The following is an 11,135-nucleotide window of genomic DNA, read 5'->3' as shown; positions in this document are numbered from 1 at the left end:
CCGGATTTGTGATAGAATAGAAGGAGTTGATAAAAGGAGGAACGCATGGAAGAATCAAGAGAATTAAATGCCGTTATCGATGTGATTATGTTAGCTGGAACCATTCTTCTCAAAAGTGGCTCAGAGATTCATCGTGTAGAAGATACCATGATCCGTATTGCGCATTCACAGGGGATTGTGGATTGCAATGTTCTGGCTATGCCTGCCGCAATCTTTTTCTCCATTGAAAATACCAATATTTCGCGTATGAAGCGCGTGACTTCCTCTTCTTATAACATTGAAAAAGTCTGCGATGTGAACCAGATTTCTCGTCAACTGGTTGGGGGGCAGATTGATTTAGAGACAGCCTTCAAGCAATTAAAGGCCTTGCAAGCCCAGCCCCTTCCTTATACTAAGTTGCAGGTAACTTTGGCTGCGACCTTTAGTGCTCCTTTCTTTTCAATTATGTTTAGTGGAAATATCTACGACGCACTTGGGGCAGGAGTGGCTACCTTATTTGGTTTTGCCTTTTCCCTCTATGTGGAGAAGTTTATCCGAATTCCCTTTGTGACGGCCTTTGCTGGAGCCTTTGTCTTTGGGATGATTGCCCAGTTTTGGGCTCGCTACACAGGTTTTCCTTCAACGGCAGATTTGATTATAGCTGGTGCAGTCATGCCGTTTGTACCAGGGATTGCCTTGACCAATGCGGTTCGTGATATTATGACCAACCACATAAACTCTGGTATGAGTAAGATGTTTGAATCCCTGCTCATTACCCTTGCTTTAGGGGCGGGAACTTCTGTCGCCTTGGTATTGATGAATTAATATGACACTAACAACCTTTTTATTACAAGCAGTAGCAAGTCTTCTTGCTATTATCACTTTTTTAATCGTACTCAATGTGCAACGCTCTATGCTCTTACCTGGAGGGGTTTTGGGCATGGCTGTCTGGCTAATCTATCTCTTGCTCAAGGAACCGACCAATGTTATTGTGGCTACTTTTATTGCAGCCATTATCGGTTCTTGTGTCAGCCAGATTTTAAGTATTCTTTACAAGACACCTGCTGTTGTCTTTATCTTGGCCATCTTGGCACCTCTGGTTCCGGGTTATCTCTCCTATCGGACAACTGCCTTTTTTGTGACGGGAGATTACAGTCACGCCATTGCCAGTGCTACCTTGGTTGTTATGCTGGCTTTGGTGATTTCCATTGGAATGGCTAGCGGAACCGTGATTCTTAGACTTTATTCTTACTTAAGAAAACAGCATAATGGTTAGAATAGTAAGCGACTTGATTTGGTGAATCAAGTCTTTTTTCTCTCTTTTACTGCTATTTGTGATAAAATAGTATAGAACGATTTTTTACAATGAATGATAAAACAGAGGTAAATATGACAATCGGTATTGATAAGATTGGTTTTGCGACCAGTCAATATGTCTTGAAATTACAAGACTTAGCAGAAGCGAGGGGAATTGACCCTGAAAAATTAAGTAAAGGACTCTTACTCAAGGAATTGAGTATTGCGCCCCTAACTGAAGATATCGTGACCTTGGCAGCCAGTGCAAGTGATTCTATTTTAACTGAGCAAGAAAGATCAGAAATTGATATGGTCATTGTGGCTACCGAGTCAGGAATTGACCAGAGTAAAGCTGCGGCCGTCTTTGTGCATGGTTTGCTGGGCATCCAGCCCTTTGCTCGTAGTTTCGAGATTAAAGAAGCCTGCTATGGAGCGACAGCGGCCCTTCATTATGCCAAATTACATGTGGAAAATTCTCCAGAGTCCAAGGTCTTGGTCATTGCCAGTGATATTGCCAAATACGGTATTGAAACTCCAGGAGAACCAACTCAGGGTGCTGGCAGTGTGGCCATGTTGATTACACAGAATCCACGCATTATGGCCTTTAATAACGACAATGTGGCTCAGACTCGTGACATCATGGATTTCTGGCGTCCAAATTACTCAACAACTCCTTACGTAAATGGTGTCTATTCTACCCAACAATATTTGGATAGTTTGAAAACGACTTGGCTTGAATACAAAAAACGTTACCAGCTTACCTTAGATGATTTTGCAGCTGTTTGCTTCCACTTGCCTTACCCTAAATTAGCGCTAAAAGGCTTGAAAAAAATCATGGATAAGAACTTGCCTCAAGAGAAAAAAGACCTCTTGCAAAAGCATTTTGACCAGTCTATTCTCTACAGTCAAAAGGTGGGGAATATCTACACAGGTTCACTTTTCCTTGGACTTTTGTCTCTCTTGGAAAATACAGATAGCTTGAAGGTTGGGGATAAAATCGCTCTTTATAGTTACGGAAGTGGTGCTGTAGCTGAGTTCTTCAGTGGTGAATTGGTTGAAGGATATGAAGCTTATCTGGATAAAGACCGTTTGAACAAGCTCAACCAACGAACTGCCCTGTCTGTTGCTGACTATGAAAAAGTCTTCTTTGAGGAAGTAGACTTAGATGAAACAAATTCTGCCCAGTTTGCTGGCTATGACAATCAAGATTTTGCCTTGATTGAAATTGTTGACCACCAACGCCGTTATAGCAAGGTTGAAAAGTAATGAAGATAAGTTGGAATGGATTTTCTAAAAAATCATACCAAGAGCGCCTCGAGCTGTTAAAAGCTCAGGCGCTCCTTAGTCCTGAGAGACAAGCGAGTCTGGAGCAGGATGAGCAGATGAGTGTGACTGTGGCAGACCAGCTGAGTGAGAATGTAGTGGGAACTTTTTCTCTGCCTTATTCGCTGGTCCCAGAGGTTCTCGTTAACGGTCAGGAATACACAGTTCCCTATGTGACAGAAGAACCGTCCGTGGTTGCTGCGGCTAGCTATGCCAGTAAAATCATCAAGCGAGCAGGTGGCTTTACTGCTCAAGTGCATGAGCGTCAGATGATTGGACAGGTAGCCCTTTATCAAGTTGATGATCTAGATCTAGCGCAAGAGAAGATTGCCAGCAAGAAAGCTAAACTCTTGGAACTTGCCAATCAAGCCTATCCTTCTATCGTTAAACGTGGAGGTGGGGCGCGTGATTTGCATGTCGAGCAGATAAAAGGCGAAACAGACTTTCTCGTTGTTTATCTCCATGTCGATACCCAAGAAGCCATGGGTGCTAATATGCTCAACACTATGCTGGAAGCCTTGAAACCAGTCTTAGAAGAACTGAGTCAGGGACAGAGTCTCATGGGGATTTTATCAAACTACGCGACGGATTCTTTGGTGACGGCAAGCTGTCGCATCGCCTTTCGCTACTTGAGCCGCCAAAAGGATCAAGGACGAGAAATTGCGGAGAAAATTGCGTTGGCTAGTCAGTTTGCGCAGGCTGATCCTTACCGAGCTGCTACTCACAATAAAGGGATTTTTAATGGTATTGATGCCATTTTAATTGCCACTGGTAATGACTGGCGTGCCATCGAATCCGGGGCCCATGCCTTTGCCAGTCGAGATGGACATTACCAAAGTCTTAGTCAATGGACGCTGGACCTTGAAAGAGAAGAATTGGTGGGCCAGATGACCCTGCCCATGCCTGTAGCGACCAAGGGTGGCTCAATTGGTCTCAACCCTCGTGTAGCTCTCAGTCATGAACTACTGGGGAATCCTTCTGCCAAAGAATTAGCCCAGATTATCGTATCCATCGGTCTCGCCCAAAACTTTGCGGCCCTCAAAGCCTTGGTAAGTACGGGCATCCAGCAAGGCCACATGAAATTGCAGGCCAAATCCTTGGCTCTCCTCGCAGGTGCTAGTGAATCTGAGGTAGCTCCCCTAGTAGAGCGTCTTATTGCAGATAAAACCTTTAACTTAGAGACAGCCCAGCGCTATCTCGAAAACTTAAGATCATAAAAAACTCAGACGAATTAGTCTGAGTTTTCTTGTGCTTATACTCAATGAAAATCAAAGAGCAAACTAGGAAGCTAGCCGCAAGCTGCTCAAAGCACTGCTTTGAGGTTGTAGATAAGACTGACGAAGTCAGTTACATATATCTACGGTAAGGCGACGCTGACGTGGTTTGAAGAGATTTTTGAAGAGTATTAAATACTTTTTCCTGGTAATAGGGTGACTGGTAAGAAGTAACCAGTTGTCGCGACTTCCTTACCTTCGATTTTTTGTAAGAGTAGGTCAACAGTGAGTTGGGCAATCTCTTGCATAGGTTGCTTCACAGTCGTCAAATGAGGATAGTAATTCTCGATAAAGTAGGTACCATCATAGCCGATGACCTTGAGCTCTTCAGGAACAGAAATGCCCAGCTCTTGAGCGATTTTAATGACCAGAATAGCTGTCAAATCATCCGAAGCAAAGATGGCATCTGGTTTTTGACGGGTCAAGATATTCTTGATTTCCATTTCTTTTCTGACAGGAGAAAAGTCACTGGAAACATTGATAATAGGAGCTTGGGGGAGTACAGAAGCAAAGCCAGCATGGCGCAGTCCAGTTGGCGAGTTAGAATTGTCATTCCCTGTAATCATGATGATAGATTGGGCACCTGTCTTAACCAAGGTCTGGGCAGCAAGAACCCCACCAGCATAGTTGTCAGAGGAGACGACAGGAATATCTGGTGACAGATTTCGGTCGAAGGAAATAATTGGTGCCGTCACGCGATTGTAGTCTTCGATTCCCAAGTTGTGACTACCAGAAATGATACCATCGACCTGGTTGGCCTCCAGCATTTCAATGTACTCCCGTTCTTTTTCAGAGTCATGTTCGCTGTTACAGATGATGGTCTTGTAGCCATTTTTGAAGAGTTGGTGTTCCAATTTATCAATCAATTCTGCATAGAAAACGTTGGAAATATTGGGGAAAATCAAGCCGATTAACTTAGCTGATTTTCCTTGCAGACTACGAGCTAGGTTGTTGGGTTTATAGCCCAATTCTCGCATGGCTTCATTGACTTTTTGGATGGTTTTCTCAGAGAGATACCCTTTTTTATTGATAACCCGAGAAACGGTAGTAGGGCTGACGCCTGCAAGTTTGGCGACATCAGTTAGTTTTGCGACCATAATCTAATTCATAGTAAGTTCCAGTTGGGTTTCCAGATTTAATCAGGATACCATTTTGGTCCGCATGTGGGAAGACACGACCAGAAAATACTTTTTCTCCTTTATTGATGAAAATTTCAAAGACAGAGTTATCGATGAAGATTGTAGCAGTAGTAGCCTGATTGTCGATAGGGCAAGAACGAGTAGTTCCAAATTCTTGTGCGTACTGCTCACCAGCCTGACTACGATCCACTGTTACTTGACCATTTACAAGGTCAAAGTTGATGGAAAGTCCCTTGCCTTCTTTATCAGCAAGTAAGACAATCTCGCTCTGGCTATTAGCTTCCAAATTAAGTTCAAGTTCGTAAGTGTTCTTGGTTTGAGCACGGTTTGAGAAGGCTTCTTCAGAAGCACGAAGGTCCTTGATCGCTGCAACTGGGTATTGGTAGAGTTTGCCATCTTTGATAGTTAGTTCTTTGACCAAAGAGAAGGTTCCTTGGTGGTCAAAACGGTCAGATGGGTAAGAAACATCTGGCAAACCAAGCCAGCTAACTGCTAGAGCACGTCCGTCAGGAGAGTTGAAGGCTTGGGTTGCATAGGCTTCAAAACCATAATCCATGTTTTGGAGTTGAGACACATCTACCATTTTGGCATTTTCAGGGTCAAAGGAATCCCCAATCTTATACATATTTGGATAGATATTGTCGTAGTCTAGAACATTTTTATCCAATCCTTGTGGGCAGTAGAGAAGGACAGGTTGCTCTCCTACAAAGACCATATTTGGGCATTCCATCATGTAGGCAGTGCGGTCGTTAGCAAAGTCAAGGTCGCCAACAGCTTGCCAGTTTGTGTAGTCGTTGTCTACAGCCTTGTAGAGACGGACGAAGCCTTTTTTCTCCAAGTCCTGTCCACCGACGATGGCATAATATTGCCCCTTGAAGTTAAAAATTTGCGGATCGCGGAAGTGGTCTGTAGAGTCTGCTGGCTGGTCGATCAAGATCTTGTCAATCTTCGTAATATTGCCATCCTTATCCATCAAAGCCCCAATCTGGTATGGGTGACGAATCCAGTTTTCATCGCGGACATTTCCTGTATAGAATAGGAACAAGTTATCGCCAAACTGCATAGCAGAACCAGAGTAGGCACCGTGGCTATCTAATGGAGTATCTGGTAAAACTTTGATTCCAGTTTCTTTAAAGTGAATCAAATCATCACTTTCTAGCTGTGCCCAAGATTTCAAACCGTGGGCTGCACCAAAAGGAAAATTCTGGTAAAAGAGGATCCACTTGCCATCAAAGTAAGAAAAGCCATTTGGGTCGTTGAGAAGTCCTGTTTTTGGCTCAACATGGTAATGAGTATGCCATGGAGATTGTGCCATATTTTTCTTTATATTTTGAATTTCTTCTTGCGTCCAATCTTCATAGGGTCTATAACGACGCTCAGTTGTCCATTCCATTCTTTTATTCCTCCAAAAATCTTATTACTTTTAATAGTAACCGTTTTCGGTTAAAAAAGCAAGTCTTTTATGTTAAAAAAGAGGAAAAACTGTCAAACGTTAGTCATAAAATAAATGCAGGAAACCAATCAAATTTTCACGGAAATATGAAAGATAATGAAATAAAAACCTTTTAAACTAAGATTTCAAACTTATTTTTTCAAGTAACGCCTGATAAAACAGTCAAAAACAATCAATCTAAAGCGTGCCCACTAAGTGGATAGAACATTTTTTCTGCAAAACGCTTGACATATTTCTAAAACATGATAAAATAATAGTCGTAAGGGCGAATAAAATCGCTTTCAAACAATAACAAAATTCTATAATAAGGAGATTTTTGCTATGGATTATAGTAAAGTTGCTGCCGAGGTCATTGAGGCTGTCGGTAAGGATAATCTTGTAGCTGCAGCACACTGTGCAACTCGTCTTCGTTTGGTATTGAAAGACGAATCAAAAGTGAATCAAGCAGCTCTAGATAATAATGCGGATGTCAAGGGAACTTTTAGCACTAATGGACAATATCAAATTATCATTGGTCCTGGTGATGTTAACTTCGTGTATGCGGAAATCATCAAGAAAACTGGTTTAAAAGAAGTTTCGACAGATGATTTGAAAGAGATTGCTAATAAAGACAAAAAGTTCAATCCATTGATGGACTTGATTAAACTTTTGTCAGACATCTTTGTTCCTATTATCCCTGCCTTAGTTGCAGGTGGTCTCTTGATGGCTTTACGTAACTTCTTGACATCACCAGATTTGTTTGGACCTCAATCAATTGAAGATATGTATCCTGCAATCAAAGGCTTCTCAGCTATGATTCAATTGATGTCTGCTGCTCCATTTATGTTCCTCCCTGTTTTGGTTGGTATTTCAGCAGCCAAGCGCTTTGGAGCAAACCAATTCCTTGGTGCGGCAATTGGTATGATTATGACCACTCCAGATTTGGGTGGCAAAGAAGCCTTCTGGGACATCTTAGGTTTCCATGTTACACAAACAAACTATGCTTATCAAGTTATTCCAGTCCTTGTTGCAATCTGGTTGTTAGCAAATTTGGAAAAATTCTTCCACAAGAAATTGCCATCTGCAGTTGACTTCACTTTCACACCGCTTTTATCAGTGATGCTTACAGGCTTCCTTACCTTTACAGTTATCGGTCCTGTTATGTTGGTTGTGTCTGATGCGATTACAAATGCGATTGTATGGTTGTACAACACAACAGGTGCCTTTGGTATGGGTCTATTTGGTGGAACTTACTCACTAATCGTTATGACAGGTCTTCACCAATCATTCCCAGCAATCGAAACACAATTGTTGTCTGCTTACAATAATAACGGTACTGGATTTGGAGACTACATCTTTGTTGTTGCTTCAATGGCAAACGTAGCACAAGGTGCGGCTACTCTTGCAATCTACTTCTTGACAAAAAATGCTAAAACAAAAGGATTGTCAAGTTCGGCTGCTGTTTCTGCCTTCCTTGGTATTACAGAACCTGCTCTCTTTGGGGTAAACTTGAAATACAAATTCCCATTCTTCTGCGCCCTTGCTGGTTCAGCAATTGGTGCCTTCGTAGCAGGTTTAACTCACGTTATTGCAGTTTCATTGGGAGCGGCTGGATTTATTGGATTCCTTTCTATTAAGGCTGCTTCAATCCCTATGTATATAGTTGCGGAAATTATGTCCTTTGTTGCCGCCTTTGCTTTCACTTATTTCTACGGGAAAACAAAAGCAGCTAGTGTCTTTGCTGATGAAGCAGCCACAGCAACTGCAGAAACAGTTACTGAACCTACAGTAGAAGCACCAGTAGTGGAAGAGACTGATACTCTTCAAAATGAAACACTTGTAACTCCTATCGTTGGTGATGTTGTCGCTCTTGCTGATGTCAATGACCCAGTCTTCTCAAGCGGAGCTATGGGGCAAGGTATCGCTGTGAAACCAAGTCAAGGTGTGGTATATGCACCAGCTGATGCTGAAGTTTCAATTGCCTTTCCAACAGGACATGCTTTTGGTTTGAAAACAACTGATGGTGCTGAAGTTTTGATTCACGTTGGTATCGACACTGTAACAATGAACGGTGACGGTTTTGAAGCAAAAGTTGCTCAAGGTGATAAGGTTAAAGCTGGCGATGTTCTAGGAACATTTGACTCAAACAAAATCGCTGCAGCTGGTCTTGATGATACAACAATGGTTATCGTTACAAATACAGCTGACTACGCTTCAGTAGCTCCAGTCGCAACAGGTTCAGTTGCGAAGGGAGATGCTGTTATTGAAGTGAAAATCTAATTAATCCTCTCAAAATGAAAACGAACAAATGACATGTTTGTTCGTTTTTGCTTGAATGGTAAGATTTACAGAGGAAAATCTAAAAAATAGAGAAATTTAGACTTTTGAAATATGCTATAATAAAGAAAATAAAAACAAGAGGTTTATCATGACAAAATTATATGGAAGCTTGGAAGCGGGCGGTACAAAGTTTGTCTGTGCTGTCGGTGATGAAAACTTTAACGTTGTAGAAAAAACACAATTTCCAACAACAACTCCGATCGAAACAATCGATAAAACCATTGAGTTCTTCTCAAAATTCGATAATCTTGCTGGTCTTGCAGTTGGTTCATTTGGGCCGATTGATATTGATAAAAACTCAAAAACTTATGGCTTTATCACAACGACTCCAAAACCAAACTGGGCAAATGTGGACTTGCTTGGTGCCCTTCGTCGCGCCCTAAACGTGCCAATGTACTTCACAACAGACGTAAACAGCTCTGCTTATGGTGAAGTGGTTGCCCGTAACAATGCTGGTGGTCGTATTGAAAACTTGGTTTACTACACAATCGGTACAGGTATCGGTGCAGGTGTCATCCAACGTGGTGAGTTTATCGGTGGTGTGGGTCACCCTGAAATGGGTCATTATTATGTTGCTAGACACCCAATGGATATTGAAAAAGAGTTTAAGGGTGTTTGTCCTTTCCATAAGGGATGTCTGGAAGGCTATGCAGCTGGTCCAAGTTTGGAAGCTCGTACAGGTGTTCGTGGGGAAAACATTGAACTCAACAACCCTGTTTGGGATGTTCAAGCCTACTATATCGCTCAAGCTGCGGTCAATGCGACAGTGACTTTCCGCCCAGACGTGATTGTCTTTGGTGGAGGGGTCATGGCTCAACAACACATGCTGGACCGTGTCCGTGAGAAATTTACATCTCTTCTTAATGGCTACCTACCAGTGCCAGATGTGCGTGAATACATCGTGACGCCAGCAGTTGCAGGAAATGGTTCTGCCACTCTTGGAAACTTTGTCCTTGCAAAAGAAGTTTCAAAATAAAGCACAAAATCCGCTTGGGAAACCAAACGGATTTTTTACGTGTCAAAGCATTTGCCAGAAAAAGTCGATAATATAGGTCAGACCGTAGGTATAAACCACGAGGGTAAAGGGCTTGGTCAGAATGATGATAGTCATATAGCGCTTGAAACTCATCTTGGTCAGGGCAGCTAACATACAGAGAAAGTCAGCTGGACTAATGGGCCAAATCATCATAAAAATAAAGAAACGGTCAAAACGATTGCCCTTATCCAACCAGCCGATATACTTGTCATAGGTACGCTTGCTGACGACAGACTGGACAAAGGCAGCCCCATAGAGGCGCACCAGATAAAAGATAATGGCACAACCAATGACAATGCCGATATAGTTGTAGATCGTACCGATGATGTGGCCGTAGATAAAGACGCCAGCCACCGAGGTCAAGGCCCCAGGAATGATAGGGACGACCGTTTGTAAAATCTGTAAAAAAATAAAGAGAGGTGGCCCCCAGATACCTGCCTGCTGGATAAAGGCAGAGAGGGTTTCTTTAGACTGTAAAATCCCAGCCTGATAAGCCCAAATACAGAAAATCAAACTCCCAACCCCACCGACAATCGATGAGATGTTGATAACTTGCTGCAGAAGGGGAGAAACAGCTTTCATTTGTTTATCCTGTGACATGTAAACTCCTCATAGATAGTATAACTATACTATACCATATTTTGGAGGAGAAAGGGGGAATGAGTCTTTTTGATGAGAAATGGATAGGAAGATAGGTCTTCGAGACTTAGAATAGGTCTCTTTCCTAAGGTTTATATGTAATCTAGTTTTAGAATGACCACAATTCCATAAATTTACAAGTATTCTAAGCTTCGAATGGCTTATCTGAGAAAGATTTGGGGTCTTCTAGCTTTTGAATAGTCATTTTCCCTAAAGTTTATATGTATTCTAAAGCTCGAAAAGGTAAAATCTAAAAATAGTAAGAGTCTCTATCTGATGGATGGTATGTATGTCTAGTCAGATAGAGATTTTTTTAATTTGGAAATGTCTGATTTGTCCTGAAAAGTACATTTTAGATGGAAATAATGACAGTTGAGCGGATGGGGGTTAAAATGGTTTGGGAAACTGTTAGAATGAATGTATCAACTTAAAGGAGAAAAATTAATGAAGAAAGTTAGAGATGATGAGGAGAGTGTACTATGGTCATTTCCTGTAATTGGAATTGTATTATTGGTCTGTGTATTGTTTCAAGTCTTTGTATTTAAGGATAGACCTTTGATTCAACATGGTAGACAAGGAAGCATTGTAAAAACAGATCAAAAACAGGTCTATCTTCCAGAACTAATCCAGTCTTGGTTTGATAAAGAAAAAACAAAATGATTCGTTAAATAGAAAGG

Annotated in this window: 10 protein-coding genes; 7 read left to right on the top strand and 3 right to left on the bottom strand. The window is 41.8% G+C overall.

Annotation, left to right across the window (positions count from 1 at the left end):
- Positions 1 to 45 precede the first annotated feature (45 nt).
- From M1G05_RS05360 to M1G05_RS05345, 4 genes are all read left to right on the top strand, one after another.
- Positions 46 to 804, top strand: a complete 759-nt coding sequence (locus M1G05_RS05360) for a threonine/serine exporter family protein (protein ID WP_020903004.1) — start codon at positions 46 to 48, stop codon at positions 802 to 804.
- A 1-nt stretch (position 805) separates the two neighbouring features.
- Positions 806 to 1,255 carry a threonine/serine exporter family protein gene (locus tag M1G05_RS05355; protein ID WP_247953284.1) on the top strand — a complete coding sequence of 150 codons (450 nt, stop codon included), beginning with the start codon at positions 806 to 808 and terminating at the stop codon, positions 1,253 to 1,255.
- 113 nt (positions 1,256 to 1,368) lie between these two features.
- Positions 1,369 to 2,541, top strand: coding sequence for a hydroxymethylglutaryl-CoA synthase (locus M1G05_RS05350; RefSeq protein WP_247953321.1), 1,173 nt, complete (start codon positions 1,369 to 1,371; stop codon positions 2,539 to 2,541).
- Positions 2,541 to 3,815: a hydroxymethylglutaryl-CoA reductase, degradative gene (locus M1G05_RS05345; protein WP_247953283.1), complete on the top strand. Its 1,275-nt coding sequence runs from the start codon at positions 2,541 to 2,543 to the stop codon at positions 3,813 to 3,815. The genes M1G05_RS05350 and M1G05_RS05345 overlap by 1 nt, the downstream gene beginning before the upstream one ends.
- Before the next feature lie 188 nt (positions 3,816 to 4,003).
- On the opposite strand, the gene M1G05_RS05340 is transcribed toward M1G05_RS05345, so the two are convergent.
- Positions 4,004 to 4,969 carry a LacI family DNA-binding transcriptional regulator gene (locus M1G05_RS05340; protein WP_247953282.1) on the bottom strand — a complete coding sequence of 322 codons (966 nt, stop codon included), beginning with the start codon at positions 4,967 to 4,969 and terminating at the stop codon, positions 4,004 to 4,006.
- Positions 4,950 to 6,404, bottom strand: a complete 1,455-nt coding sequence (locus M1G05_RS05335) for a sucrose-6-phosphate hydrolase (RefSeq protein ID WP_247953281.1) — start codon at positions 6,402 to 6,404, stop codon at positions 4,950 to 4,952. Before M1G05_RS05335 ends, M1G05_RS05340 begins: the two co-directional genes overlap by 20 nt.
- A gap of 381 nt (positions 6,405 to 6,785) precedes the next feature.
- On the opposite strand from M1G05_RS05335, the gene M1G05_RS05330 reads away from it, so the two are divergent.
- Positions 6,786 to 8,723 carry a sucrose-specific PTS transporter subunit IIBC gene (locus M1G05_RS05330; RefSeq protein WP_247953280.1) on the top strand — a complete coding sequence of 646 codons (1,938 nt, stop codon included), beginning with the start codon at positions 6,786 to 6,788 and terminating at the stop codon, positions 8,721 to 8,723.
- Between the two features lie 148 nt (positions 8,724 to 8,871).
- Entirely contained in the window at positions 8,872 to 9,759 is an 888-nt protein-coding gene (scrK, locus tag M1G05_RS05325; protein ID WP_000164311.1) for a fructokinase ScrK, read from the top strand.
- Positions 9,760 to 9,801: 42 nt separating this feature from the next.
- Here scrK and M1G05_RS05320 read toward each other — a convergent pair whose 3' ends face one another.
- Positions 9,802 to 10,419 (bottom strand): TVP38/TMEM64 family protein, encoded by a 618-nt coding sequence (locus M1G05_RS05320; protein WP_000076168.1) that lies wholly within the window; start codon positions 10,417 to 10,419, stop codon positions 9,802 to 9,804.
- A 483-nt stretch (positions 10,420 to 10,902) separates the two neighbouring features.
- Here M1G05_RS05320 and M1G05_RS05315 point away from each other — a divergent pair, with 483 nt between their 5' ends.
- Positions 10,903 to 11,118: a hypothetical protein gene (locus M1G05_RS05315; RefSeq protein WP_247953279.1), complete on the top strand. Its 216-nt coding sequence runs from the start codon at positions 10,903 to 10,905 to the stop codon at positions 11,116 to 11,118.
- The last annotated feature ends 17 nt before the right edge of the window (positions 11,119 to 11,135 follow it).

This window comes from Streptococcus mitis (assembly GCF_023109515.1).
GTDB classification, from domain to species: Bacteria; Bacillota; Bacilli; order Lactobacillales; family Streptococcaceae; genus Streptococcus; species Streptococcus mitis_CS.
Note: the sequence above shows the minus strand (reverse complement) of the source record. Positions and strands in the feature narration are given on the sequence as shown.